This window comes from Kitasatospora aureofaciens, from assembly GCF_019192735.1.
Classification (GTDB): domain Bacteria; phylum Actinomycetota; class Actinomycetes; order Streptomycetales; family Streptomycetaceae; genus Kitasatospora; species Kitasatospora aureofaciens_A.
Window position 1 is genome coordinate 88,819 of sequence record NZ_JAHTKP010000015.1, and the last position, 26,302, is coordinate 115,120.

Annotated in this window: 22 protein-coding genes and 3 pseudogenes; 13 read left to right on the forward strand and 12 right to left on the reverse strand. The window is 73.8% G+C overall.

All coding sequences use genetic code 11. The annotated features are described in order from the left end of the window. Positions 1-63 precede the first annotated feature (63 nt). The 3 genes and pseudogenes from KV557_RS17955 to KV557_RS44875 form a co-directional block, all read left to right on the forward strand. Positions 64-1,443 carry an MBL fold metallo-hydrolase gene (locus tag KV557_RS17955; protein WP_218201382.1) on the forward strand — a complete coding sequence of 460 codons (1,380 nt, stop codon included), beginning with the start codon at positions 64-66 and terminating at the stop codon, positions 1,441-1,443. Beyond that, positions 1,440-2,705, forward strand: coding sequence for an MFS transporter (locus KV557_RS17960; protein WP_218201384.1), 1,266 nt, complete (start codon positions 1,440-1,442; stop codon positions 2,703-2,705). The genes KV557_RS17955 and KV557_RS17960 overlap by 4 nt, the downstream gene beginning before the upstream one ends. A gap of 79 nt (positions 2,706-2,784) precedes the next feature. Further along, positions 2,785-3,711, forward strand: a pseudogene (locus KV557_RS44875) (MFS transporter); the annotation flags it as partial. Between the two features lie 256 nt (positions 3,712-3,967). On the opposite strand, the gene KV557_RS17965 reads toward KV557_RS44875, so the two are convergent. Beyond that, on the reverse strand, positions 3,968-4,231 hold the full coding sequence (locus tag KV557_RS17965) for a dsRBD fold-containing protein (RefSeq protein ID WP_153464935.1): 264 nt from the start codon (positions 4,229-4,231) through the stop codon (positions 3,968-3,970). Between the two features lie 318 nt (positions 4,232-4,549). Between KV557_RS17965 and KV557_RS17970 the strand changes: the two genes are divergently transcribed. The 3 genes and pseudogenes from KV557_RS17970 (at position 4,550) to KV557_RS44475 (ending at position 6,181) form a co-directional block, all read left to right on the forward strand. After that, positions 4,550-5,497 carry a DMT family transporter gene (locus KV557_RS17970; protein WP_218201386.1) on the forward strand — a complete coding sequence of 316 codons (948 nt, stop codon included), beginning with the start codon at positions 4,550-4,552 and terminating at the stop codon, positions 5,495-5,497. 8 nt (positions 5,498-5,505) lie between these two features. Beyond that, a pseudogene (locus tag KV557_RS44470) lies at positions 5,506-5,775 on the forward strand (DUF6629 family protein); the annotation flags it as partial. 85 nt (positions 5,776-5,860) lie between these two features. Further along, positions 5,861-6,181 (forward strand): DUF6629 family protein, encoded by a 321-nt coding sequence (locus tag KV557_RS44475; RefSeq protein ID WP_308129953.1) that lies wholly within the window; start codon positions 5,861-5,863, stop codon positions 6,179-6,181. Positions 6,182-6,343: 162 nt separating this feature from the next. Here KV557_RS44475 and KV557_RS17980 read toward each other — a convergent pair whose 3' ends face one another. The 3 genes from KV557_RS17980 to KV557_RS17990 form a co-directional block, all read right to left on the reverse strand. Continuing rightward, positions 6,344-7,681: an MFS transporter gene (locus KV557_RS17980; protein ID WP_218201388.1), complete on the reverse strand. Its 1,338-nt coding sequence runs from the start codon at positions 7,679-7,681 to the stop codon at positions 6,344-6,346. Further along, positions 7,678-8,295 (reverse strand): winged helix-turn-helix domain-containing protein, encoded by a 618-nt coding sequence (locus tag KV557_RS17985; RefSeq protein WP_218201390.1) that lies wholly within the window; start codon positions 8,293-8,295, stop codon positions 7,678-7,680. The genes KV557_RS17980 and KV557_RS17985 overlap by 4 nt, the downstream gene beginning before the upstream one ends. A 141-nt stretch (positions 8,296-8,436) precedes the next feature. Then, the gene (locus KV557_RS17990; protein WP_218201392.1) at positions 8,437-9,141 is read right to left on the reverse strand and encodes a hypothetical protein; all 705 of its coding nucleotides are present in this window, start codon (positions 9,139-9,141) and stop codon (positions 8,437-8,439) included. Positions 9,142-9,390: 249 nt separating this feature from the next. Here KV557_RS17990 and KV557_RS17995 point away from each other — a divergent pair, with 249 nt between their 5' ends. After that, positions 9,391-11,178 carry a helix-hairpin-helix domain-containing protein gene (locus KV557_RS17995; RefSeq protein ID WP_218201394.1) on the forward strand — a complete coding sequence of 596 codons (1,788 nt, stop codon included), beginning with the start codon at positions 9,391-9,393 and terminating at the stop codon, positions 11,176-11,178. Between the two features lie 90 nt (positions 11,179-11,268). On the opposite strand, the gene KV557_RS18000 is transcribed toward KV557_RS17995, so the two are convergent. Further along, entirely contained in the window at positions 11,269-12,138 is an 870-nt protein-coding gene (locus KV557_RS18000) for a carbohydrate kinase family protein (RefSeq protein ID WP_218201396.1), read from the reverse strand. Positions 12,139-12,149: 11 nt separating this feature from the next. Next, positions 12,150-13,100: a pseudouridine-5'-phosphate glycosidase gene (locus tag KV557_RS18005; protein ID WP_218201398.1), complete on the reverse strand. Its 951-nt coding sequence runs from the start codon at positions 13,098-13,100 to the stop codon at positions 12,150-12,152. Between the two features lie 114 nt (positions 13,101-13,214). Between KV557_RS18005 and KV557_RS18010 the strand changes: the two genes are divergently transcribed. After that, positions 13,215-14,117 (forward strand): LysR family transcriptional regulator, encoded by a 903-nt coding sequence (locus KV557_RS18010; RefSeq protein ID WP_218201400.1) that lies wholly within the window; start codon positions 13,215-13,217, stop codon positions 14,115-14,117. 165 nt (positions 14,118-14,282) lie between these two features. Next, the gene (locus tag KV557_RS18015; protein ID WP_218201402.1) at positions 14,283-15,959 is read left to right on the forward strand and encodes a peptide-N4-asparagine amidase; all 1,677 of its coding nucleotides are present in this window, start codon (positions 14,283-14,285) and stop codon (positions 15,957-15,959) included. Positions 15,960-16,286: 327 nt separating this feature from the next. Here the strand turns inward: KV557_RS18015 and KV557_RS18020 are convergent. Together KV557_RS18020 and KV557_RS18025 are read right to left on the reverse strand one after the other, a co-directional pair. Continuing rightward, positions 16,287-16,926: pseudogene (locus KV557_RS18020) on the reverse strand (response regulator). 265 nt (positions 16,927-17,191) lie between these two features. Beyond that, positions 17,192-17,383, reverse strand: coding sequence for a hypothetical protein (locus KV557_RS18025; protein WP_218201404.1), 192 nt, complete (start codon positions 17,381-17,383; stop codon positions 17,192-17,194). 103 nt (positions 17,384-17,486) lie between these two features. On the opposite strand from KV557_RS18025, the gene KV557_RS18030 reads away from it, so the two are divergent. After that, on the forward strand, positions 17,487-18,875 hold the full coding sequence (locus tag KV557_RS18030; RefSeq protein ID WP_218201406.1) for a pyridoxal phosphate-dependent decarboxylase family protein: 1,389 nt from the start codon (positions 17,487-17,489) through the stop codon (positions 18,873-18,875). A gap of 679 nt (positions 18,876-19,554) precedes the next feature. On the opposite strand, the gene KV557_RS18035 is transcribed toward KV557_RS18030, so the two are convergent. The 3 genes from KV557_RS18035 to KV557_RS18045 all read right to left on the reverse strand — a co-directional run bounded on the left by KV557_RS18035 (position 19,555) and on the right by KV557_RS18045 (position 22,767). Beyond that, positions 19,555-20,745 (reverse strand): sensor histidine kinase, encoded by a 1,191-nt coding sequence (locus KV557_RS18035; protein ID WP_308129954.1) that lies wholly within the window; start codon positions 20,743-20,745, stop codon positions 19,555-19,557. Positions 20,746-20,854: 109 nt separating this feature from the next. After that, the gene (locus tag KV557_RS18040) at positions 20,855-21,841 is read right to left on the reverse strand and encodes an ABC transporter permease (protein ID WP_218201408.1); all 987 of its coding nucleotides are present in this window, start codon (positions 21,839-21,841) and stop codon (positions 20,855-20,857) included. A 5-nt stretch (positions 21,842-21,846) separates the two neighbouring features. After that, positions 21,847-22,767: an ABC transporter ATP-binding protein gene (locus tag KV557_RS18045; RefSeq protein ID WP_218201410.1), complete on the reverse strand. Its 921-nt coding sequence runs from the start codon at positions 22,765-22,767 to the stop codon at positions 21,847-21,849. 200 nt (positions 22,768-22,967) lie between these two features. Between KV557_RS18045 and KV557_RS18050 the strand changes: the two genes are divergently transcribed. From KV557_RS18050 to KV557_RS18060, 3 genes are read left to right on the forward strand one after another with little or no spacing between them, the layout of a single operon-like run. Further along, positions 22,968-24,209, forward strand: a complete 1,242-nt coding sequence (locus KV557_RS18050) for a sensor histidine kinase (protein ID WP_218201412.1) — start codon at positions 22,968-22,970, stop codon at positions 24,207-24,209. Then, positions 24,206-24,961, forward strand: a complete 756-nt coding sequence (locus tag KV557_RS18055; RefSeq protein ID WP_218201414.1) for a response regulator — start codon at positions 24,206-24,208, stop codon at positions 24,959-24,961. The genes KV557_RS18050 and KV557_RS18055 overlap by 4 nt, the downstream gene beginning before the upstream one ends. After that, positions 24,958-25,704 carry a (2Fe-2S)-binding protein gene (locus KV557_RS18060; protein WP_218201416.1) on the forward strand — a complete coding sequence of 249 codons (747 nt, stop codon included), beginning with the start codon at positions 24,958-24,960 and terminating at the stop codon, positions 25,702-25,704. Before KV557_RS18055 ends, KV557_RS18060 begins: the two co-directional genes overlap by 4 nt. Before the next feature lie 54 nt (positions 25,705-25,758). Here KV557_RS18060 and KV557_RS18065 read toward each other — a convergent pair whose 3' ends face one another. Continuing rightward, the gene (locus KV557_RS18065) at positions 25,759-26,295 is read right to left on the reverse strand and encodes an FCD domain-containing protein (RefSeq protein WP_218201418.1); all 537 of its coding nucleotides are present in this window, start codon (positions 26,293-26,295) and stop codon (positions 25,759-25,761) included. Between the last annotated feature and the right edge of the window lie 7 nt (positions 26,296-26,302).

Genomic DNA, 26,302 nt, shown 5'->3' on the forward strand with positions numbered 1-26,302 from the left:
AGTGAAAGCAGAGCACGTGCTGCATCCGACGCAGACCGCACCGGCACCGCAGGGAGGACCGCGATGGGCTTCGCCGACGAACACCTGACACCGCTGACCGACGAGGGACTGGGCAACAGCGCCTACCTCGTCGACCTGGGCAACGGCTGCGCCCTGGCCATGGACGCGAGCCGGGACCTGCGCGCCCTGCGGGCCGCCGCCGAGCGGCGCGGCCTGACGGTCGCCTTCGCCGCCGACACCCACCTGCACGCCGACTTCCTCTCCGGCGCGGTCCAGCTCGGCCACGACGACGGGGCCACCGTCCTGGCCTCGGCGGCCGGCCACCGCGCCTTCGCCCACACCGCACTCGCGGACGGCGACGAGGTCGATCTGGGCGGGCTGACCCTGCGGGCGCTGGCCACCCCCGGCCACACCGACGAGCACCTGTCCTTCCTCCTCCTCGACGGAGCCGTCGAGCTCGGCGTGTTCACCGGCGGCTCCCTGATCGTCGGCTCCGCCGCCCGTACCGACCTGCTCGGCTCGGACCGCGCCGAGGAGCTGGCCCGCGCCCAGTACCGTTCCCTGCGACGGCTCGCCACCCTGCCCGACCACCTCCCGGTGTGGCCCACCCACGGCGCCGGCTCCTTCTGCTCCGTCCCGGCCGGCGCCGCCCGCACCACCACCATCGGCGCGCAGAAGCAGTCCAACCCCCTCCTGGCGGCACCCACCGAGGACGCCTTCGTGGCCGAATTGCTGGCCGGCCTCGGCACCTACCCCGCGTACTTCGCACGGCTCGGCGAGCTCAACCGCACCGGACCGCGCGTGCTCGACGGCTCCCCGCTGCTCCCCCTGCTGAACGCCGCCCAGGTCCGGCAGCTCCTCGCGGACGGCGGGCACGTCGTCGACGTGCGCCCGGCCGCCGAGTTCGCCACCGGCCACATCCCCGGCGCCCTGTCCATCCCGCTGCGCGGCCAGTTCGCGACCTGGCTCGGCTGGCTCCTGCCCGACACCACCCCGCTCGCCTTCGTCACCGGCAACGGCCAGGACCTGGACGAACTCGTCTGGCAGGCCTACAAGATCGGCTACGAGCGCCTCGCCGGACGGCTGGCCGGCGGTATGCAGGCCTGGCGCGACGCCCAGGGCCCGGTCACCGCAACCGCGTTCGTCACCGCCGACCGGACCGGCGACCGTCCGTACCTCGACGTCCGCCAGACCGTGGAGTTCGCCGCCGGCCACGTTCCCGGGGCCGTCCACATCGAACTCGGCGACCTGGCCGGCCGCACCGCCGAGGCCCCGGCCGGCCCGATCGTCGCCTGTGGCCACGGGGAGCGAGCCATGACCGCCGCCAGCCTCCTCGAACGCGCCGGGCACACGGACCTGGCCGTCCTGGCCGGCGGACCCGGCGACTACGCCACCGCCCACGGCCGGCCCCTGGTCGACGGCACGGAGGCCGCGCACGGATGAGCACCACGTTCTCCGTCCGGCCGGCGTCGCCGCACCGGCCGGTCCGGCTCGGCCTGCGGGAGAACTGGCTGCAGTTCACCCTGCTGGTCGTCGTCAACGCCTGTGTGGGCGGCCTGGTCGGGCTGGAGCGCACCACCGTCCCGCTCATCGGCGCCGAAACGTTCCACCTGACCAGCGACCTGGCCGTCTTCTCCTTCATCATCGCCTTCGGCGTGACCAAGGCCCTCACCAACCTGGCCGCCGGAGCCCTGACCGCCCGCTTCCGCCGCAAGCAACTCCTCGTCGCGGGCTGGCTCGTCGGCATCCCCGTCCCCTTCGCCCTGGCCTGGGCCCCGGCCTGGGAATGGATCGTCGCGGCCAACGTCCTGCTCGGCATCAACCAGGGCTTGACCTGGTCGATGACCGTCAACATGAAGATCGACCTCGTCGGCCCCGCCCGCCGCGGCCTCGCCACCGGCCTCAACGAGGCCGCCGGATACGCCTCCCTCGGCGCGACCGCACTGCTCACCGGCTACCTCGCCACCGCCTACGGCCTGCGCCCCGCCCCCGAACTCATCGGCGTCGTCTTCGTCGTCACCGGGCTCGCGCTCTCCCTCGTCGTCCGCGACACCGCCGCCCACGTCGCCCTCGAACTCGCCCAGCACCCTGCAGGCAAGGAACAGAGCCCCGGCCCGTGGCCGACCTTCGTCCGCACCAGCCGGCGCAACCGCTCCCTGCGCGGCGCCAGCCAGGCCGGGCTGATCAACAACCTCAACGACGGCCTCACCTGGGGCGTCTTCCCCCTCCTCTTCACCCAGCACGGCCTCGGACTCGCCGCCATCGGCCTGATCAAGGGCCTCTACCCGCTGCTGCGGGGCTTCGGCCAGATCCCCACCGGCCACCTCGTCGACCGCATCGGCCGCAAACCGCTCATCGCCACCGGCATGCTCGTCCAGTCCGCCGGCTTCGTCCTCGCCCTCGCCCTGCTCGACCGGCCGCTGCTCGCCGGCATCGCCTCCGCCGTCCTCCTCGGCCTCGGCACCGCGACGGTCTACCCCGCACTGATCGCCTCGGTCTCCGACCAGGCCCACCCCGCCTGGCGCGCCAACGCCCTCGGCACCTACCGCTTCTGGCGCGACCTCGGCTACGCCGCCGGCGCCGTCGTCGCCGGCATCCTCGCCGACGCCCTCGGGCTGAACGCCACCATCGTCGCCGCGGCCGCGCTCACCGCGGTCTCGGGTATCGCGGCGGCCCGCCTGATCACGGACAGGACCGCGCACTGACCCGGGAACTCGCGCGCTGTCGGCGGGGATTGCCGCGCCTCCTGATTGACCTGAACGCGCCACATCCCACAAGGCTGGTATGCCGACAATCGTGCACGTCGGCTACGACGGCCTCAGCAACCCCTACCTCGGCGACACCGACCCCGACACCCAGCTCCCTGTCCTCTGCCTCCGCCAGGACAACCGCCCCGCCCCACGCCGGCATCCCCGCCACCGGCTTCCACAGCTGGGCCCGCGGCGAAGTCCGCGCCACCGCCCCCACCGCCGGCACCGACCTGACCAGCCCCGCCACCGCCGACGCCATCTGCGCCACCACCTTCGGCCCCCAGTGGCGCACGGCCGAGTTCCACGACGGCGAAGGCTGGTCCTTCTGGGCCTCCGGCGTCCGTGCGCTTCGAGGAGTCGGCGGAGCAGCCGGGCGGCCGGGTCGGCGCCGGGGACGTCCACCGGGAGGCCGGCGGCGATCTCCTCCCGCACCCTCGCCGCCCTCGCGGCCGCTGTCCTGCTCGGCCTCGCCTTCCTCGGCCGGGAGGCCCGCTACGCGTCCGCACCGATCGTGCGGCTCGGCGTCCTACGAGTGCGGACGGCGTGGGTCGCGAGCCTGATCGTCACGCTGCTCGGACCGGCGATGCTGGTCGGCTTCTACTTCTGCTCGCTCCACCTGCAGAACGTCCTGCACTACGGGCCGCTCGCGGCCGGCGCCGCCTTCCTGCCGTGCTGCGCCGGGACGATGGCAGGCAGCATGGTGTCCAGCCGGCTCACCGCGCGGTTCGGCGGGCGGGCGACGCTCGCCGCCGGGCTGGTGCTGGCCGGCCTCGGGATGCTCTGGTTCAGCGGGCTCGGTGTCTCGTCCGGTTATCTGACCGCGTTCGTCGGACCGTCCTTGGTCACGAGCATGGGGGTCGGGATCTGCATGGTCGCCAACACCGCGATGGGCACCTCGGGCGTCGGCCCGCGCGAGGCCGGGCTGGTCAGCGGACTGCTGAACGCCGAGCGCCAGTGCGGCGGCAGCATCGGCCTCGCCGTGCTCTCCACCCTCGCGGTCGCGGCCACGCGGCACGCCACGGAGGCGGGCGACGCCGCGCCGGCGGCGCTCGCGGCGGGGTACGACCGGAGCGTTCGTCGCGGACGGCGAGGGCGCGCGTTCAGCTCCGGGCGGGGCGGTTGTGGCCACCACATTGCGGCGGCCACAACCCTCCTGCGCCCTGCTCAAGTTCGGCCGGACGATCGCCCACTCGGACGATCAGAGTTCGGTCAGGCGATCAGTAGATCAGGTACCCCGGGCGGTGCCCCTCGTCCTCGATCTCCCCGGTGGCCTGGGCCCGCAGCTTGCGGGACAGTTCCTCCAGGGCGCGCGAGGCCGCGACCTCCTCGCCGATTCTGGCGAGCGGACGGTCGTCCGCGCTCTTCACGGACTCCCCGTGGGCGCTGAGGCCCGGCGCCCGTGCGCCGGTCAGCCTCGCGTCGCACGCCGTGTGCACGCCGTCTTCCTCGAAGCTCAGCTCCACGTCCCACTGGTTGTGCATGCCACACCTCCTGGCACCGGCCCCCTCCGTGCCTGTCCGGACCGGCACGGACGGTGACCCGTGGCGGCCGCTCACACCAGCGTGCGCCCGCCGCACCCGCCCCGGCAAGCGCTGCGGCCGCACGCCGAACGGCCCCGGCGCCGCCCCGGCGGTACGCTGACGGAAAGCGCCGCGACCGCCGCCCGACCCCGGACCGCCGACGCGACGCGGGCAGCGATCGACCGACGGCTATCAACCAGCCGACAGCGATCAACCAGCAGCGATCAACCGACGGCGACTAACCGAAGTCGGGGCAGCGACACACCAGGTGGTCCCTCCGTGGCGGTCTTCTTCCTCGCGCTGAGCGCCGCGTGCTGCCTTGGCCTCGGGTTCGTCCTCCAGCAGCACGCCGCACAGCGGGCGCCACGTGCCGACCTCCTGCACTGGCGGCTCCTGCTGGACCTGATGCGGATGCCCGAGTGGCTGCTCGGGACCGGGTTCATGGTCAGCGGCCTGATCCTCTCCGCGCTCGCTCTCAACAAGGGCGAGGTGTCCCTGGTCGAGCCGCTGCTCGCGACCAACCTCCTCTTCGCCATGGCCCTCTCGCGGGTGCTGACCCGTCAGACCCTCGGGCGCTCGGGCTGGGCCGGGGTGCTGCTGCTGGGCCTCGGGGTGACGGCCTTCATCGTGGCCGGACGGCCCACCGGCGGCGGAGCGCCCGCCGGGGAACTGCGGCACTGGCTGGTGGTCGGCATTGTGGTCGGGCTGACCCTGCTGCTGGTGTCGCTGGCCCGGCGGCTGCCGCTGTTCGAGGAGGCAACCCTGCTGGCGCTCGCCGCCGGCCTGCTCTACGGGCTCCAGGACGCGCTGACCCGCACGACCACCCAACGCCTCGACCACAGCGGCCTCGACGCCGTGCTGCGCAGCTGGCAGCCGTACGCGGTGATCGCGGCGGGCGTGGTCGGACTGCTCCTGGTGCAGAGCGCCTTCGAGGCCGCGCCGCTGCGGATGTCCCTGCCCGCACTGACCGCCGCGCAGCCGCTCTCCGGGATCGCCTGCGCGGTCGGCTTCCTGGGCGACCGGCTGCGGGTGACCCCGGGCGCGCTGGCCTGGGAGGCGGCGGGGCTGCTCGCCATCGTGATCGGGGTGATCGTGATCGGACGCCACCCGGCGATGCCCGGCAGCGTCCGCGACACCCTGGAGAGCATCGGTGCGCCTCCGGACGACCGGCCCGAGGAGGAGGACCGCCTGAACGGGAACGACAACGGGACCGGGCCCGGCGGGTAGGCGGACGGATGTGCTGGAGCGCGCAGGCGAATGCGGTGGCCGGCGGGGTGGTCGCGGGCATCGGCGTGCTCTACGTGGCCCGCGCCCACCGATCCGGCCGCCCCGAGCGGCTGCCGCTCGGCGCGCTACCGCTGGTCCTGGGCGCGCACCAGCTGATCGAGGCGCTGGTCTGGCTCGGTACGGACGGCAAGCTGCCCGCCGCCCTCGCCGCCTCGGCCCGGACCGCCTGGGCGGCGATCGCGTTGAAGCTGCTGCCGGTGCTGGTCCCGGCCGCCGTCTGGTGTGCGAGCACCGAACCGGGGCACCCGGCCTCGCCGGCCCGCCGCCGCGTGCTCGCGGGCCTCACCCTGGCTGGGCACGGCCGTGGCGGCGTGGCTCGCGGTGGCCGTGGCCACCCACCCGGCGAGGGCCACCGAGCACGGCCACACGCTCACGTACGACATCGGCGTCCCGCACGCGGCCGTCCTCCTGGCCGGCTACCTCCTCGCCACCGTCGGCTCCCTCTTCACGATCGGCGACCCCACACTGCGCCGGACCGGCCTGCTGACCGGCACGGGCGCCGCCGTCTGCGCAGTACTGTGGCGGCTCGCCCTCCTCTCCACCTGGTGCGCTCTGGCAGCACTGGTCAGCGCGCTGCTGCTCCGCTGGGTAGGGCGTCCGCCCTACGCCCCCGCGCGGGGGTGATGCGCGGGCCTCCGTCCCCGGCCGGCGGCAGTCGAGCAACGGCGGCTCGAAGCACCAGCGCACCGGGACTCCATGACGGGCCCGGGCCTACGACTCGGGCTCACTCAACAGCTGATCCGCGGGGCTCCAGGAGAGCGGTTCGAGCGCGTGTGCGTGGCTTGCCTACCGGTGTGCCGGCGCCGGTACCGGGACCGGCGCAGCCTCCGGCCGATCGTGGCCGCGCAGGCGGTCCATCTCCCGCCACTCCCGGCGAAGGCCGGCCAGGCCCGTGGTCACGAAGTACAGGGCGCCGGAGGCGACCAGGACGGGTATCAGCCCGACGAGGGCGACCGCTGCGCCTGCCAGCAGGCCGCCGAGGGGGACGCCGGCCCAGGCCAGGGAGTCGCCGAGGGCGTGGACGCGGCCGAGCAGGGGTCGGGGGACGCGTTCGAAGAGCACGGCGCCGAGGATCGGGTTGAGGAAGCCCGAGCCGAAGCCGGCCACGGCGAACACCGTGACCACCGCCCACATCGGGGCGTCGGAGGCGAGCACCAGGTAGCGCGGTGCGCCGGCGAGCAGGCAGCCCGCGAAGAACACCGTCCGGCGCGGCAGCCGGTGGGCGACACCGGCCGCGATCAGGCTGCCCGCGACGGCGGTGATCCCCGCCGCGCTGGCGGTCAGGCCGATCGCGGCCGGGCCGTTGCCGGACTCCCGGGCCCAGACCGGGACCAGGACCGTCGCGAACCCGGTGTCGAGCAGGTTGGTGATGCCGACCATCACGATCAGGGCGAGCAGCAGCGGCTCGGCGCGCAGGAAAGTGAAGCCCTCCCGGAACATCGGCCAGTAGCCCCCGCCCTGTTCGGCCGTCTCCGAGCCCGAGTCCGTCTCCGAGCCCGAGGCAGCCGCCGGGGCCGCCGACCGCCCCATGCCGCGCGGCAGCGCGAACGCGATGACGAGCGACCCCAGAGCGAAGGAGGCCGCGTTGACCGCCAGGCCGGCCATCGGGCCGGTCACCGCGACCAGCGCGCCGCCGACCGCCGGGCCGACCGTGGAGGCCAGCCGCTCGGTGACGCCGGAGAGCCCGGTGGCGCGCTCCAGCGGCACCTGCGCCCGGTCCGCCGCCTCGGGCACCATGACCGACTTGGCCAGATCCCCCGGGCCGCGCATCGCGCCGATCACCGCGACCATCGCCAGCAGCAGCCCGAAAGGCAGCATCCCGAGCGCGTGCAGTAACGGGATCAGCCCGGCCGTGACGGCGCTCACCGCGTCCGTCGTCCAGGAGACGACGCGCGGGCCCAGCCGGTCGACCAGTGGTCCGGTCAGCGCCTTGACCAGCACGTACGGCGTCATCTCGGCGAAGGCCACCAGGCCGGTCAGGGTCGCGCTGCCGGTGGTGGCGAGGACGAACCAGGGCAGCGCGATGGCCGAGACCCTCGTCCCGGTCAGCGAGACGACCGTGGCCGCGAGCACCCCGGCCAGTGGCCGGACGCTGCGCGCAGGCGTGACGGCGACGGTGGTCATGGGCTTTCCTCCCCCTCGGTGGTGGCCTTCGGCTCGGGCAGCACGTGGACGACCACGGCCACCGGCTCGGCGCCCTCCGGTACCGGGCCCTCGGCGTCCACGCGCCGGTAGCGGCCGACCACAGCGGCCAGGTCGTCGGCCAGTTGCTCGGCCTCCTCGGGGGTGAGCCGCAGCACCAGGTCGCTGAGGTTGACCGCCTTGCGCCACTCCCGCGGCATCGTCTCGAAGGCGTTGAGCGCACGCTGGGCGGTCAGCGTGTGGGCGGCCAGGACCGTTCGCAGATACGGGACGACGGCCTCCGGCTCCTCGTCGGCCTGGTCGTCCCCCGACCAGACGGTGAGCGTGTGCACCGAACGCCACCACCGCTCGCGGGCGTTGCCGCGCTCCGGGTCCTCCTCGACGAAGCCCGCGGCGGCGAGCTGGCGCAGGTGGTAGCTGGTCGCCCCGGAGTTCAGCCCCAGCTGCTCGGCGAGCCTGGTCGCGGTGGACGGGCCGTGCTGGCGCAGCAGCCCGACCAGCTGCATGCGGACGGGGTGGGCCATCGCGCGCATGCCCTTGGCGGTGAGTACGGCGTGCGGGTCGTCACTGTGCATCCAGCCACGGTCATCGGTCATGGCAGGAGCGTAGAACCGCACGCATTCCTTTGCAAAGGAATTTTGCGAAGAAGTCTTTGCGGTTTCCCAAGGCCCTCAGAACCCCCGACCCCCGAAACCCCCGGAATCGCCGAAACCCCCGAAAGCCGCCCGCACCCCGCGTCAGTCGTACGCGACCGCCAGGATCACCACCACCGTCAGCCCGCCCCCCGGCGTCGCCTCCACCGCCAGCCGCCCGCCCGCCGCGAGGACCAGGCTGTGCAGGGCCGGTCCGACCGGCGCGCCGGCCCGGACACCGGCGAGCAGCCACTCCCGCGCCTCCGGGAGCTCGTACGACCCGCGGTCCGCCACCCGGATCTCCACCCGGCCGCGCTGCCGCCCGAAGGCAGCGGCACCGATCCCCAGCCCGGGCAGAGCCGGCGCCGCGACCGCGTCGGCGCACACCAACACCCGCGCGCCGAGCGGACTGCGCCGGATCGCGTGGTCCACCAGGCCGCCGAGCGCCGCCTCCAGCCGCCGGGCATCCCCGGCCACCACCGGCAGCCCGGGCGCCAGCCGGACCGTCGCGGACGCCGCCCGCCCGCCGCCGCGCACCACCCGGCGCACCACGTCCGCGACCTGGACGTGCCGCGCCTGCGGCTCGCACCCTGCCTGCCGACCCGTCCAGCGCAGCCGCTCCAGCTCCGGCCGCGACAGCATCCGCGGTCCGGCCATCGCCCCCGGGTGGAACGGCCGGGCGGCCTCGTCCGCAGGATCCGCTCCAGCCCGTCCGGAGCCACCCGCCCGTCCGGAGCCGTCCGCCCCGCCGAAGGCACCCAGCGCCCGGGCCCCCGACGCGACGTAGCCCCAGAGCTTCCCGCGTCCCATCGCCCTGCCCCTCGTGCGTCACCGGCGGCCGTCGTCAACACCGCGGCCGGCCGGAGCGGGCCGCTTCCCAGGCCCTCCTGCCAGCCTGCGCCTCCTCCGCACGGGTGACAATCCGGCCAGGGGGCGCGAACCGTGCGCAATCCCCCCGCCGAGCGGCCGGTCGCACACCCGCCGACCGGCGGGGCACCCGCCACAGCGGCAGCAACGCCATCTCCGGCGAAGCACCCCCGCCGAACCTAGACTGGCCCCATGCCCCGGCTCAACGACCAGGTGCGCGAACTCCTCCAGGAGTACGCCGACCTGATCAACATCACCGGCGGGGACGCCTTCCGGGCCCGCGCCTACGAGAAGGCCGCCCGCGCGGTGGGCGGTCACCCCGAGGACGTCGCCGGCCTGGACGTCAAGGGCCTCCAGCAGATCCCCGGCGTCGGCAAGTCCACCGCCGAGAAGGTCGCCGAGTACCTCACCACCGGACAGATCACCGCCCTGGAGACGCTGCGCGCCAAAATCCCGTCCGGCGTACGGGAGATGATGGCCGTGCCCAGCGTCGGCCCGAAGCGCGCCCTCGCCCTCTACCGCGACCTCGGGATCGCCTCCGTCGGCGAGCTCGCCGAGGCGATCCGCACCGAGAAGCTCACCGACGTGGCCGGGTTCGGAGAACGCAGCGGCGAGAAGATCCTGCACGGCATCGAGCTGATGCGGCAGTCCGGCGGGCGCACCCTGCTCGACGCCGCGACCGAACTGGCCGAGCAGATCGTCGCCGCCCTTTCGGACGTCCCCGGTTGCACCCGTTGCGCGTACGCGGGTTCACTACGCCGGATGCGCGAGACCGTCGGCGACATCGACGTCCTCGCGACCGCCGCCGACTCCGCGCCGCTGATGGCCGCGCTCACCGAACTCCCGTACGTGGCCGAGGTGATCGCGAGCGGACCGACCAAGACCTCGGTGCGCACCGCCCAGGGCGTACAGGTGGACCTGCGCGTGGTCCCCGAGGAGGACTGGGGAGCGGCGCTCGTCTACTTCACCGGCTCGAAGGCGCACAACATCAAGCTGCGCACGATGGCCGTGCGGGCCGGGTTGAAGCTCTCCGAGTACGGGCTTTTCGAGGTCGAAGGCGACGCGAAGAACGGCGGCGCGACGGGCGGTGGCGGGAAGGCCGGCGGCGCGAAGGCCGGCGGCGCCAAGGTCGTGTCGGCGACCGAGGAGGAGGTGTACGCGGCACTCGGCCTGCCGTGGATCGCGCCCCCGCTGCGCGAGGACCGGGGCGAGATCGAGGCCGCCCTGCGCGGCGAACTCCCGGACCTGGTCCAGGAATCGGACCTGCGCGGCGACCTCCACACGCACACCGACCTGACCGATGGCCTCGCCACCCTGGAGGAGATGATCGACACGGCCGCGGCCCGCGGCTACTCCTACTACGCCGTCACCGACCACGCGCCCGACCTCGTCATGCAGCGGATGACGGACGAGAAGATGCTCGCCCAGCGCGAGCAGCTGCGCCAACTCGCCGACCGGCACAAGAAGTTGCGCCTGCTGCACGGCACCGAGCTGAACATCGGCCCGGATGGCGACGTGGACTGGCCGCCCGAGTTCCTGGCCGGCTTCGACGTCTGCGTGGCCTCGGTGCACTCGCACTTCGGCGCCGACCGCGCGGCCCAGACCCGTCGCCTGATCCGCGCCTGCGAGAACCCGTACGTGCACGTCATCGGCCACCTCACCACCCGGCGGATCGGTCGCCGCGGCCCGATCGACGTCGACCTGGACGCGGTGTTCGCCGCCGCCGCGCGCACCGGCACCGCGATCGAGATCAACAGCTCCCCGCAGCGCCTCGACCTGCGCGACGAGGACATCCTGCGCGCCAAGCGCCACGGCGTCCGCTTCTCGATCGACAGCGACGCCCACGCCACCCCGCACCTGGCCTACCCGCGGTTCGGCGTCGGCACGGCGCAGCGTGCCTGGCTCACCGCGGAGGACGTGATCAACACCTGGCCGTGGCAACGCCTGAAGCGCTTCCTCCGCAAGGACGCACTGCGCTGAACGACCTGGCCGGCCCCTCCGCACAGGGGCCGACCACGCACCTCACAGGGCCTCGCATTCACAGCCCCTCGCACTCACAGGGCCCCGCACTCACCGATCGCCGAACGAAGCCCCCGGCGAGGCGAGCACGCGCGCCGCGCTCCGGTGGCCGAGCCCGGCCGCCAGGTGCAGGTCACCCGTCTCCAGGAACCCGGCGAGGAACCCCGCCGCGAACGCGTCCCCGGCGCCCGTCAGGTCGCGCACCTCGCTCACCGGCGGCACCGGCACCGCGAACAGCGGCTCCCCCGGGACGTCGACGGTGGTCGCCTCGGCGCCCGACTTGGTGACGACCGTGGTGGCCGCCAGCCGAGCCCGCTCCGGCCCGGGCCGCCCGTCCACCAGCAGCCCGAGGAACTCGGACTCGGACCGGTTGGCGAACACGAAGGTCGGCGCCAACTCGGCCAGCAGGGCGAGGAATCGCTCCCGTCCGAACTGCTCCAGCATGCCCGTCGAGGAGGCGTCCACCGAGGTGGTGCCGCCCGCCTGCCGGACCCGGGCGAGCGCGTCGACGGCCGAGCGGCCGGTCGGCTCCCCGTCGAAGGAGTAGGCGGGCACGTGCAGGTGGGTCAGGCCGGCCAGCCACGCGTCCGGCACCCGGTCCAGCAGTTTGGCCGCGCCCCGGTCGGGCAGCATGGTCCGCTCGCCCGCCTGGTCGATGAGCACGACGATGCTGCCGGTCTGGCCCCGCCGGGCCACCCGTACGTCCACGCCGTGGCCGGCCAGTTCGGCGACGATGCCGTCACCGACCGGGTCGTCGCCGACGCAGCCGATGAAGCGGGCCGGGCACTGCCCCGCCGCGAAGCTGGCGACGTTGGCCGCACTGCCGCCGCGCCGCCGGAACACCTGGGCGCTGGAGTCGGTGCCGTGGCGCAGCGGGCCGTCGACCCAGACGACGATGTCCTCGACGAGATCGCCGAGCACCCCCAGCACGATCAGGCCCCGCTACGAGCGGCAGCCGCGGCCAGCGCGGTCGCGATCTCGCCGCCGAGTCGGACGTTGCCCCGGTACACCTCGACGTTGACCTCCAGGCTGCGGCCCTGGGTGTCGCGCTGGATGTAGTCGAGCAGGAACGGCGTCGAGGCGTTGCCGGTGATGCCCTGCCGGTCGGCCTCGGCCCAGGCGCGGGCGAGGATGCCGTCCAGCTCCTCCGGCGGCAGCTGCTTGGCCGGGTCCACCGGGTTGGCGATCAGGACGGCCTGCGGGAGGTCGAGGCCGTCGCGGGCGTCGATGACCCGGGCCGCCTCCTCCGGCGACTCGACGCTGTAGGCGATCTCGTGGCCGGAGTCGGTCACGTAGAAGCCGGGGTACTTGCGGGTGCGGTAGCCGATCACCGGGATGTTGAAGGTCTCGAAGCGCTCCAGGGTGGCCCGGATGTCGAGGATCGACTTCACGCCGGCGCTGATCACGGTGACCGGCGTGGCGGCCAGCGTGGTCATGTCGGCGGACTCGTCGAAGCTCTCGGACGCGCCGAAGTGCACGCCGCCGAGGCCGCCGGTGGAGAACACCCGGATGCCCGCGCGGTGCGCGAGGAAGGCGGTGGCGGCGACCGTCGTGCCGCCGTGGCGGCCGAGCGCGGCGACCACCGGCAGGTCGCGCAGGCTGACCTTGTCGAGGCCGTCGGTCGCGGACAGTTCGGTGATCTGCTCGGTGCTCAGACCCACCGTCGGCACCCCGGCGTGCACGCCGATGGTGGCCGGGACGACGCCCGCGTCCCGCAGCTGCTGCTCCGCCTCCAGCGCCACGGCCAGGTTGCGGGGCCGCGGCAGGCCGTGGGTGAAGATGGTCGATTCGAGGGCGACGACGGGCCTGCCCTCGGCGACCGCCCGGGCGACCTCGTCGGAGACCCGGATGGCCTGGGGGCTGGGGGTGGTGAGTCCGGTCATGATGGGTGCTCTCTGTAGACATGCCACTGCGGCGGGGCAAGGTTTCGCCCAGCCTAGGGACGGCTCGCATCGGAATCCAGAATGAGAACCGGCCCTTCCCATAGCCTTCTGACTATGGGTTTCACCTTGCGTCAACTTGAGGTCTTCCTCGCCGTCGCCGACACGCTGCACTTCGGCCGGGCCGCCGAGCGGCTGCACATCTCCCAGCCGACGGTCAGTCAGGAGGTCGCCCGCCTGGAGCGAGCCGTCGGCGTCGAGCTGTTCGACCGCAGCCGCCGGTCGGTCGGCCTCACCGAGGCCGGCGAGGTGATGGCCGCCGAGAGCGCCCGGCTGCTCGAACAGGCCGAATCGCTGCTGGCCCGGGTACGGCTGCACGAGGAGTCCCGGCTCGGGACGGCCCGCATCGTCGCCTCGCCGAGCGTGGTGAACCGGCTGCTGCCGGCCGTCGTCAGCCGGGCCGAGCAGGAGCTGCCCGCGCTGGAGACGGCCGAACTCGCCGTCGACACCGGGCAGGTGTCCACGACCCTGGCCGCCGAACTCGCCGACATCGGCCTCGGCCGCTTCCTCGACGAGGTGCCCGGCTACCGCCTGGAGCGGATCGCCGACGAGCCCGTCCGCGTGGCGCTCGGCCGCGAACACCCGCTCGCGGCACGCCACAGCGTCCGGCTCACCGAGCTGCGCGACCTGCCGTTGCTGCTGTGGCCGCGCGAACAGCACCCGCGCTACTACGACCACGTGCTCGCCCTCTGCGCGGACCACGGCGTCGACCCGCCGGTCCTGGTCAGCCCGCCGCGGATCGTCGGGTCCCGGCTCTACCTGCTCGCCCGCAACCGGGCGTTCTCGCTCGTGCCCGGCTCGATGACCGGCCACCTCACCGGGGACGTGGCCACCGTCCGGCTGGAGGGGCGGGCCACCCTGCCGCTGGAGATGCAGTGGCGGCTCGACGACCGCCGGCCGCGGCTCGCCACCCTGCGCGACCTGATCCGGCAGGAGGCGGCGGAGTTGGAGGCGGAGTGACGTGTTTCGGCGCCTTGACGCCGGCGGCGGAGTGACGGGCGGCGACTGAGACCGGGTGACGCGTTCCGACTCCTTGACGGTCACATGCCACCGCCGGAAGGATGCCCGGATCGTCCACCCGGTCCGCGGAACCACCCGCCGACCGCCCGACACGAGGGGCACCCCTTGGCCGTCCGCCCGCTGCTCCGCCGCGCCGCCCGCTTACTCGGCGCCACCGTCCTCACCGTCACCGGAGCCCTCGCCGGCACGCTCAGCGCCGCCGGCCCCGCCCACGCCGACTTCGGCACCGGCTACCACGACCCGTACACCGCCACCAAGCCGCTCACCCGCCCCGACACCCGCTCCTGCACCGTCGAGGTCATGCACGACCGCGAGTTCCGCAACGGCTACGGCAACCCGCCCGACACCCCGTACACCGCCACCCTCACCCCGCCCGCCGACTGCGCCGGGCCCTGGTCGGCGGTCGTGCTCGACCTCCACGGCCAGGTCGCCGGGCGGCAGTTCGACCGGATATTCAGCGTCCGGATCGGCGGCGTCCAGGTCCTCCTGTCCTCAACCCCCGAGCCGTCCAAGGACGGCATCGCGTGGAACGTCGAGCGCGACGTCACCCGCTACGCCCCGCTCCTCGCCGGCGGCTCGCAGCCGTTCTCCTTCGACCTCGCCAACGTCACCGACGCCACCTACACCGGTGTCTACAAGATCTCGGCGAGCCTCACCTTCTACACGACCTCCGACCGCTGGCCGGCCGCCCGCACCGCCGACCAACTCCTCACCACCGGCCCGTTCTCGCTCACCCAGGCCGCCCCCACCGCCAGCCACGACCTCACCTTCCCGCAGAACCTCGAACGCCTCACCGCCGAGGTCTACACCCGCGGCGGCGGCGCCTGCGAGGAGTTCGCCTACGCCTCCGCACCCGACGCCTTCGTCAGCGCCAACCCGGGCCTCGGCGCCTGCGGCAAGGGCCCGTTCCGCGAACTGCGGCTCACCGTGGACGGCCGGGTCGCCGGCGCCGTCTGGCCGTACCCGGTGATCTACACCGGCGGCTGGGACCCGCTGCTGTGGCGGCCCGTCCCCGGCATCTTCGCCTTCGACCTGCCCGCGTACCGGCTCGACCTCACGCCGTACGTCGGGCTGCTGCTCGACGGCCGCCCGCACAGCGTCGGCATCACCGTCAACGCCACCGAGGCACAGAGCAACGACGTCTGGACCGGCCAGATCAACCTCTTCGCCGACACCGACCACGGCGCCGCCCGCACCACCGGCCGGCTCACCGAGTACCGCGTCGCCCCCGAGGCCGCCGTCGCCACCGACCTCGCCGACCACGGCGGCGGCAGCGGCGACTGGACCGTCACCGCCGCCCGGCACGACCTCGCCCGCGGCTGGGTGCAGACCTCGCACGGGCGCGTCACCACGGAGGTCCGCGACGACCTCGCCTTCCGCTCCGCCCAGCAACTGCGCGACGGCGGCAACGACGTGACCCTCCACAACGCCACCGACCTCACCCGCTCCACCGCCACCTGGGGCGGCGGCCCGCACCGCACGGCCACCGTCCACGAGGGCGAACCGCTCGACGTCACCTACCGCGTCACCCACGACACGGCCGGCAACACCGACCAGCAGACGGCCATGGACCTCGGCTACCACCGCGAGGCCACCGGCGCGATCGGCGCCCATGTCACCGAGCGTTCCACCATCGACCACACGCTGCACCCGACCGCCCACCGCCACGACGGCGACCGCCCCGTCCGCAGCGGCACCAGCACCGAGGACTACCGCAGCACCGGCCCCGACGGGCCGTACCACCGCACGATCAGCACCGTCGACGGCTGGCCTACGCCCTAGCCGACGCCGTAGCCGCCTCCGTGGCCGCCCCCGGGGCCCAAATTTCCCCGATTATCCCATTTCGGGCGGTTGGCCCCTGGTGCACAGCGCGTGGGAAGCGCATCATAGGAGTTGGACCTGCGAGGTAGACGAGGAAGTTCGACCGCAGGAGGCAGTGGCGACAGATCGAGACGGATCAGGGTCTGCCGCTGGCACTACCTCGGTCGACGATCGAACTACCGCGGCCGGAGGACGTAAAAGTCCGGAGGCCACCTCCGCCTCGCAGGTTCCGCGCGTGTCCACGGAGCGACCCCTCGGCTCCGTGGACCGCTCTCTTCTCGCCCGTATCTAGGGCACCGGATACCCCATCTCCCAGGCGTACACAGCGATGCCGACGCGGTTCTGCACACCCAACTTGCGCTGGATGCTCGCGACGTGCGTCTTCACCGTCCCCGCCGAGATGAACAGCTCCGCCGCGATGTCCGCGTTCGTCCGCCCCGCCGCGACCTGCCCGGCGATCTCCACCTCCCGCTCGGTCAGCGGCACCACCGGCTCCGGCCGGCCCGGACGGCCCGGACGGCCCGCCCGGCGCGGCTCCGTCACGTGCTTCAGCAGCCGCACCGTGACCGACGGACTGATCCCCGGCCGCCGCCCGCACCGCCTCCGCGAGCAGCGCCGGCCCCGACCGCTTCAGCAGAAACCCCGACGCGCCGTGCTGCAACGCCGGATACACGTACTCGTCCAGGTCGAACGTGGTGAGCACGACCACCCGCACCGACCCCGCCAGCCGCCGGGTCACTTCCAACCCGTCCATCCGCGGCATCCGGATGTCCACCAGCGCCACGTCCGGCCGCACCTGCGCCGCCAGCTCCAACGCCGCGACCCCGTCCGCCGCCTCCCCCACCACCTCGATGTCCGGCTGCGCATCCAGAATCCGCCGCACCCCCCGCCGGACCGCCTCCTGATCATCCGCAATCAGCGTCCGGATGACCCGCTCCCCCACAACCCCGTCCGCCCACGTCACACCGCGCAGTCTCCCACGCCCACCCGGACCGCCCCGCCCGCCCACGGAAGGGCAGCTCTCCGACGCGTACGCGCTGCAGCACCCCGGCTGTTCGCATAGCCGGGGTGCTGCGGCGGTCTCGGGCCGCATCCGGGAGCGGGGTGCCGGGGCCCGTGGCGCGGTTGCCGTGTCTGATCCGCGGGCCCGGGCGGTCAATCGTGCTGTGTGTCGCGGTTGCCCAGGACGGCTATCAGTGCCGCGCGCCGGGGAGTTGTTGGGGCAGCGCGGCGAGGGCGAGCAGGGCGATGGCGGTGGCGGTCGTGGCCAGGGCAGTGCCGAGGCGAAGGTGTCGCAGGGGGCCGCCGGCGGTGCGTTCGGGTTCGCCGAACGGGTTGCGGAGGGAGACGGCGACAGTGGTGGCGGCGACCATCTCGATGATCAACGGCATCCTGCACCGGAGCAGGCCACTTGGGTGGAATTGGACCGGGACGCAGCGGGTCCCGGTGGCTATCCTCGCCTCCACAGTCGATCTACGGAGACCGCCCATGCACCCCGAACTCGCCGCCGACCTGCACCAGTTGCCCGCCCTGTTGGAGGAGACCCGGCAGCACGCCGTCACCTTCCTGGACGGCCTCGACGAGCGGCCCGTCATCCCTCAAGCGGACCCGCTGGCGCCGACGGCGCTCGGCGAGAACGGCGGCGGGTTGCGGGCGGCCCTGGCGGAGTTCGCCGAGCGCTGGCAGCCGAGGCTCTCGGCCGGCGCCGGGCCGCGCTACTTCGGGTTCGTCACCGGCGGCGCGACCCCGGCGGCGCTGGCCGGCGACTGGCTGACCGCCGCCGCCGACCAGAACTCCAACTCCTCCCTGGACCCGGCCGGTCAGCAGCTGGAGCGGGAGACGATCGGCTGGCTGCGCGACCTGTTCGGGCTCTCGGCCGCGCACAGCGGCACCTTCGTGAGCGGCGCGACCATGTCCAACACGGTCGGGCTGGCGATCGCCCGGGAGTGGCTGGGCGAGCGGCTCGGCGTCGACGTGGCCGAGGACGGGGTCGGCGCGCTGGGGCGGGTCCGGGTGCTGTCGGGGAGCGCGCACTCCAGTGTGGCCAAGGCGCTGTCGGTCCTGGGGCTGGGGCGCGCGGCGCTGACCGCGGTGCCCGCGCTGCCGGGCCGGGAGGCGGTGGACGTGGCCGCGCTGGAGCGGTCGCTGGCCGAAGCGGACGGTCCGTGCGTGGTCGTGGCCAACGCGGGCACGGTGAACACGGTCGACTTCGACGATCTGCGGGCGCTCGCCGACCTGCGCGACCGGTACGGATTCTGGCTGCACGTGGACGCGGCGTTCGGTGCCTTCGCGGCGCTGACGCCGGCGCACGCGGAGCTGGTCGCCGGGCTGGACCTGGCCGACTCGGTCTGCGTGGACCTGCACAAGTGGCTCAACGTGCCGTACGACAGCGCGGTGCAGTTCACCCGCCGCCCCGACCTGCAGGCCCGGGTCTTCCGGAACGCGGCCGCCTACCTCGGCCCCCTCGGCGAGCACCCCGACCTGGTGCACCTCACGCCGGAGAACTCGCACCGGCTGCGCGCGCTCGCCGCCTGGTTCACGCTGCGCGCGTACGGGCGGGCCGGCCACCAGGAGATCGTCGAGCGCTGCGTGGCGGGCGCCCGGGCGCTGGGGGAAGCGGTGACGGGGATCGAGGGCCTGCGGCTGCTCGCGCCGGTACGGCTGAACGTCGTCTGCTTCACGCTGGCCACGGACCCCACCGCCGAGCGGCTCGCCGCGCTCGCCGCGGAGCTGGCCGGGGAGGCGTTCGTCACGCCGACCCGGTACGCGGGCGTACCTGCGCTGCGGGCGGCGTTCAGCAACTGGCGGACCACCGAGGCGGACGTCCGGCGAACTGCGGCGGCACTGGCGCAGGCCGTGGAGAAGCTGGGAGCGTGACAGGCCTACGGCGCGCCTGGGGGAACGGGACTCGCCGCCTCGCGCGCCGCCTGGATCGTGGTCTGCATGCACCAGGTCGTCATCTCCACCGCCGACAAGTTCAACGGCGCCGACCTCGGCATCCGCGAGACCTGGGTGCCGCTGTTCGACAAGTACGGCGTCGACCTGGTGGTCTGCGGCCACGAGCACCACTACGAGCGCTCGCACCCGATCCGCGGCCAGCAGCCGACCGACACCCGCATCCCCATCCCGGTCGCCACCGACACCGACACCATCGACACCACGCAAGGCACCGTCCACATGGTCATCGGCGGCGGCGGTACCTCCGCCCCCTCCAACCACCTCTTCTTCAGCCCCGCCAAGGCCCGCGTCATCGCCGGCGTCGGCGCCGTCGACCCGGCCACCGGCAAGCGCCCCCCGCTCTACGTGATCGAGGACGCCCCCTGGTCCGCCTTCCGCGACGCCGACAACCCGTACGGCTTCGCCGCCTTCGAGGTCGACCCGGGCGAACGCGGCGGCAACAGGCAACACCACCATCGACGTCACCTACTACTCCGTCAGCGGGCCCTACGGCGACCTCGTCCGCGTCGACCGCTTCACCCTCACCCGCCCCCGCGGCACCAGGGGCGGCGGCCGCGAGCTCTGACGCATCGCACGCGCGGAACGCGGCCACCGGGCCCTACCGCCCCGGCAGGGTGCACACGGTGCGCCAGCCCGACGGGGGGTGGGGGCCGGCCCTCAGGGTCCCGCCGTGGGCGGCAGCCCGGGCCGTCAGGCCGGCCAGGCCGGTGCCGCCCGAGCCGGGGCGGCGCAGCAGGAGCCTGCGGGCTCGGCGGTGGGAGCCGCCGTCGTTCGTGACGGAGATCTCAACGTCCGCTCCCGGCGCCGCAGTTACCCGGACGGTTACCTCGCACGCGCCCGGAGCGTGCCGACGGACGTTCGTCAGCGCCTCCAGCACGACGACGTACGCGGTGGCCTCCGCCTCGGGCGGGAGCAGGGCGCCCGGGTCGGACGGCAGGTCGACGGTGGCGCGGGTGGCGCCCGACGCGTCGAAGCGGGCGACCAGGCCAGGCAGGTCGGCCAGCCCGTAGCGGCGCGCCTCCCGGAGGGCCTCGTCGGACTGCGGGTCGCGCAGCGCGCCGACCATCTCGTCCATCGAGTCCAGTGCCCGCAGGCCCGCTTCCTCCAGCCGCCGCAGCAGGGCGGCGCTCTCCTCCCGGTCCTGCGGCCCCAGTTGGCCCGCCTGGGCCTCCAGCACGATGCCGGTGATCTCGTGGGCGACGAAGTCGTGCAGTCCGCGGGCGACCTCGAGCCGCTGCTCGCGGCGGGCGCGGGCGACCGCGCGTTCCCGTCGCGCGTCCAGCACCCGCAGGTAGAGGGCGGCCCCGGCGACGCCGAGGGTGGGGAGCAGGGACAGGACGGCGGCGATCAGCGAGCCCGCCCAACCGCCGTGCGGCATCCGCAGGGTGAAGCGCAGCGGCACCGCGAGCGACGCGAGCCCGACCACCGCACCGACCGGCCCGACCCACCGTCCGGGCACCCGCCGGACGACCCGGAACAGCACCCCGAGCAGCGCGAGCCACTCGAAGGGCAGCCAGAACGCGGGCAGCCGGTACGGCCCGGAGTAGCAGACGTCGAGCAGCAGCGACACGACCCCCGCCGCCCCGGCACCGGCCGCGAGCGCGACACGCCCTACGGGCCACGGCAGCAACGCGACCACCGCCACCAGCGCAGCCACCGCAGCGACGAGCAGCGCCGCACCGCGCTCACTCGGGTGCGCCAGCACCACGGGCGCCGGCAGGACGAGCGCGGCCAGCGAGGCGAGCGGCCGACGGAACCGGCCGACGCCGGACGGAAGATCAGTACGCACTCACCCGAGCCTACGGGCAGCTCTCCCAGAGGAGGCGCCATCCTGTCGCTGCGCCGGCGCCGCACCTCCTGCTGCGGAGGGAGCGGCCCCGAGACGGAGCGGGATCGGATCAGGTCGTGCGGCGTCGGATCCAGAAGAAGCAGAAGCCCGAGAGTGCCGCGGCCATGGCGGTGTAGAGCGCCGCCTCGATCAGCTGGAAGGGCCAGTAGCGCGTGTTCGGCTGGTAGGTGGCGGTCACGTGGAGGTCCTGCTCAGCCAGGCAGTCGACCGTCCGGTCGAACTGGCCGGGCGCCAGGCAATTGTTGAGCTTCTCCGTGTTGGGCGGCTGTCCGGCCGGGTCGACCGCGTGGCCGGCGGAGACGACCCAGGCGTCAGGAAGCGAGATGCCGCCAATCATGAGTGAGGAGCCGCTCAGGACGATGCCGTCGGCGTGGCTCAGCGTCGTCGTGTCGAGCCGGATGTCCGCAGTGCGGGGTGGGAGGTAGTTCGACCGGAGGGCCGTCGGCACGACGAACTGCACGGCCGCGAACACGGCCAGCGTCAGGCCCGTCGCAGCGATCGGGCGGCGCAGGAGCAGACCGGTGGCTGCTCCCAGGGTGAAGGCGAAGGCGGCGTACGAGAACGGCACGATGCCGCGCGCCCCGAAGACCAGCGACGAGAACCGGGCGGCCTTGACCGTGTCGTGCTGGTGCACTCCCCAGGCCATCAGCAGGTCGAGCAGTCCCGTGCCGATCACCGCGGTCAGGCCGACGACCAGCAGCTTCACCGTCAGCCACCGGGTTCGAGTCACGCTCTGCTGCCAGGCCAGCCGGTGCGTTCCGGAGGCCAGCTCCCCGCCGATCAACGGCGCCCCCCAGAAGGCGCCCAGCAGGCCGGGCACCGCCATCAGGGCCAGGTCCGTGAGCATGACGACGGTGGAGTACTTGTCCTCGAAGCCAGAGACGAGGCCGGGCGCGCAGCCCTTGGCGATGCACGCCGCCAGGCTGCCGTCGTAGTCGGCGTGGATGTTCAGGCCGAGTACCAGGAGGTAGATCGCGGCGGCGGCGAGAGCGAGTGCGCCGACGATCGCCTGGGTACGGAACTGACGCCAGGTCATCCAGATCACTGCGGACCCTCCAGGTCGTGCGAGTCGTGCGCGTCGTGCGCGTCGTAGGAGTCGTGCGAGCGCGTGTCACGGACCAGGTACGCGAGGACCAGGTCTTCGAGGTCGAGGCGCTCGACGCGCCAGTCCCCCTTGGGCAACGGCGCGGCGGTCCTGACGATGAACGCGCTCCGGTGGTCGATGTGGTTCTCCTGGACGACCGCCATGCCCGCGGGGAGCGCGGAGGCCGCACGGCGCGGACCGACGATCCGGTAATGCTCGGCGATCAACTCCTCGCACGGCCCGGCCAACCGCACCCGGGACCCGGAGATCAGGAGCAGGTAGTCGCAGACCCGTTCGAGATCGGTGATCACGTGTGAGGACAGGACGATGGTCCTCCCTTCCCGCTCTCCCGCGAACTCCGTCAGGCTGTGCAGGAACGAGCGCCGGGCCAGCGGATCGAGGGCGGCCACCGGCTCGTCGAGCAGCAGCAGTTCGGGCTGCTTCGCGGCGGCAAGGGTCAGCGCCAGTTGCGCACGCTGGCCGCCGGAGAGCCTGCCGGCCTTCTGCCGCGGGTCGAGGCCGAGCTGTTCGATCCGGCGGTACGCGGCCTCATGGTCCCAGGCGGGGTTCGTCCGAGCGCCGAAGCGCAGGTGGTCGGCGACCGACAAGCCGGCGTACACCGGGGTGTCCTGGGCGACGAATCCGACCCTGGCCAGCTGACCGGGGCCGTCGCCGGGCCGGTGGCCGAGGACGCGGATTGTTCCGGCGGTGGGGTGCAGCTGGCCGCAGGCCAGGTTCAGCAGCGTGGATTTGCCGGCTCCGTTGGGGCCGACCAGCCCCACCACACGTCCTGCCGGGATCGACAGCGTGCACTCCGTCAGGGCCCATCGGCCCCGATACCGCTTGCCCAACCCGTGGGCCTCGATGACGGCGGTCATGATCCTCCTTGTTCCTGAGTAACCGTGAGCAGCCCTGGCGCGGTGCGCCGCGGCGGCGGTTTCCACAGTGCCGTTGGAGGGCACGAGCGGCGTCGGGCCCCAGGGCAGACCTTGGTGTGGCCGGTTGGCCTCAGGTACACCTCGCCGCATCAGCCCCCGGTCCGACGCGGGACATCGCACCGGGCGGCTACATTGCGATCATGGAGTCGCCGCAACCACCCCTGTTCAAGCGCCTGAGCACGGGGCACTGGGTCGTCATCGACTGCGCCGCCGCGGTGCTCGTGATGGTCCTGTCCACCCTGCTCTGGCAGGGAACGGCCCACGCGGGCGAGCCGAAGCCGGCGGACGTCGCCACCGCCGTGCTCTCGGTGCTCGCGGTGGCGTTCCGGCGGCGCTGGCCCCGTGCCGTGCTCGCGCTGGTCGCGACCGCCGGAGCCGCCGCCACGTTCGTGCGCGGGGGGCCTGTGCCGCTGGTCGCGGTCGCCTTCGTGATGTACGTGATCCCGCAGCGGTCACCACGGCGCGAGGCGCTGTGGTCGCTCGCGGCCACCTTGGCGGTGATGGTGCCGGCCGCCGGGCACACCGGGTTCCTCGACCTGCCCTTCGGCCCGCCCGCCCGGCACAGTGCGGCGTTGCTCATGGAGAGCGCGCTGCTCGTCGCGATCGCGTGGACGATCGGCTACGCGGTGCAACAGCAACGGCTGTACGCCGCCAGCCTGCACGCGCAGGCGAAGCAGCGGGCGCAGGAGCAGGTGGCCGAGGCCCGTCGCGCGGCGAGTGAGGAACGCCTGCGGATCGCAAGGGAGTTGCATGATGTGGTGGCCCACACGATGAGTGTGATCGCGGTGCAGGCGGGCGTGGCGAACCACGTTGCCGCCGAGCGTCCGGACGAAGCGCGGCGCGCGCTGTCGTCCATCGAGGAGACCAGCCGCAGCGCGCTGCGCGAGATGCGGGCCATGCTCGGGGTCCTCAGGGACGAGGAGCACAACTCGCGGCCCGGGCAGGGCGGTGCCGGGCCCGCCCCCGCACCGGGACTGGCGGATCTGGGCGCCCTGGCGGAGCGAACGGCCGAGGCGGGCGTCCGGGTGGACCTCGAGTTCAGCGGCGAGCGGCCGGATCTGTCCCCCGGCCTGGACCTGGCCGCCTACCGCGTCGTCCAGGAGGCGGTCACCAACGTGATCAAGCACGCGGCCGTGGATCGGTGCCGGGTGGCCGTCGCGTACCACCCCGACGCGGTGACGGTGGAGGTCACGGACCACGGCAACGGCACCGCACGGGACGCCGGAGCGGGCGCCGCACGGCCGGTGGCCGGTCACGGCATCGTCGGCATGCGCGAGCGGGTCGGCATGTACGGCGGCGAGTTCCGGGCCGGTCCGCTGCCGGAGCAGGGCTTCCAGGTCAGCGCCCGATTCCCGTCCGACACGGCCGGGGTCTCGCTGTGATCCGCGTACTGGTCGCCGACGACCAAGCCCTGGTGCGTGGCAGCTTCCGCGTCCTCGTGGACACCGCACCCGATCTGACCGCTGTCGGCGAGGCCGCGACGGGTGACGAGGCGGTCGAACTCGCCGGGTGCGAGAAGCCCGACGTCGTCCTCATGGACATCAGGATGCCCGGTCTGGACGGGATCGAGGCGACCCGGCGGATCACGTCCGGGCCGGCGACCTCGGGCGTCAAGGTCCTGATCCTGACCACCTTCGACATCGACGAGTACGTCTTCGCGGCCCTCCACGCGGGCGCGAGCGGCTTCCTCCTCAAGGACACCCGGCCGACCGACCTGCTGACCGCGATCCGCGTCGTCGCGGCCGGTGACGCCCTCCTCGCCCCCGGTGTCACCCGGCGCCTCATCGAGGAGTTCACCCGCCGCCCCGAAGCCGGCACGCGGCCCTCCGCCGCGTTGGCGGAGGCGACCGAGCGGGAGCGGGAAGTCCTGACCCTCGTCGGCCTCGGCCTGTCGAACACCGAGATCGCCGACCACCTGCACGTCAGCCTCTCCACCGCCAAGACGCACGTCGGGCGCCTGCTCATGAAGCTCGGCGCTCGCGACCGGGCCCAACTCGTCATCGCCGCCTACGACGCCGGCCTGGTCCGTCCGGCATCCGCAGCTGAAACGCAGCCCACGGGCGAGAAACGACTCCGCCACGCACCGCCCGACCGGCACGCGGGGTTCACCGGCCGCGCAGGGGGTACCCGGTGAGCCCCGCGCCCGACCCCGCCCCCGACTACCGCCAACTTGCCGATGTCGGCCCGTACTTCGCGCTCGACACCGCCGCCTCGCTCGCCGACGCCCCGCCCCCGGACTACCGGCCGCTGCGCGAGCTGTACGAGGGCGGGGCGGAGGGGCCACTGGCCGCGCGGATGCACGTCGTGGCGCAGCGGCTCGGCACCGACGAACTCCGGGTCGCCGCATCGATCCTGCACCTGGGCCTGGCCGCTCGCTTCTGGTCGGTGGGCGTGGGCTCGGCCGTCCTCCTGGGGGCGGTGCCGTCGCTGGAGCGGGCCTGGCTGCGCATCCCCGACCAGGGGCCGATCGACCTGTGGACGCCGCCGGACCCGCCCGCCACCGGGCCGCTCGCCGATCAGCTCCACGAGGCCGTTCTGGTCGGACAGTTGGAGCCCCTGGCGGAGGCCGTCCGGTCGATCGTCCCGCTTTCCGGGCGGCTGCTCCTCGGCAACTCCGCCTCCGCCCTCGCCGGCACGTTGCGCGTTCTGGACGTGCACGCGCCGGACGCCGCCCGCGCGCTGGTCGCCGAGGTGCTGGACCGCCCGCCCCTCGCCGGGACCGGCACCCTGCACGCCGGCCCGCACGGCACCGCGTTCCGGCGCACCAGCTGCTGCCTGTACTACCGCGTCGGCCCGAGCGCCGGCGTCTGCGGCGACTGCTGCTTCACCCGGCCGCCCGAACGACCCCGGCAGGCGCGTCGGGCGCGACAGCCTTAATACCTTCACAAGTGAAGTTCATATCCCCGCCACCTCGGCACCCGGCTGTCCTCCTCACCCGCCGTCCGCCAACTGCAGATGCCCCCGCACCAGATGGTGCACGCACGCGACGATGTGCGCCTCGGCAGCCGCCCGCGCTCCAGCAGCGTCGCCCGCGACGACCGCCACCAGGATCTCCCGGTGCTGTTCGGCGAGCCGCTCCTGGTCCGGCGCGTAGGGGGCGGGCAGCCAGAGCAGCGGGCCGAGCTCGGCCTGGAGCCGGACGGCGAGCCGGGTGAGGCGCACCGACTGGGCGGCGACGGCGAGTTCGATGTGGAAGCGGGCGTCCGCGCGGCGCCGGTCGGCGGGGCCGGCGGCGTCGCGCAGGTCGTGGGCTCTACCTGCTCCTCGCCCGCCCACATCCGAACAGCGACGCCCCGTCCGGCGACGCGACCACCGCTCCTGCGAGCGACCCCCGATGAGCCAGGCGCCGACGATCACCCGCGCGTGAGAACGCGCAAACCGGCCCGCGTCCGGCTTGTCCAGGGCCGGGCGCGGGCCGTCGATCCCCCACCCGGTGCCGATGCCCTGGCACCGGGTGAAGCCTCTCATCCGTCGG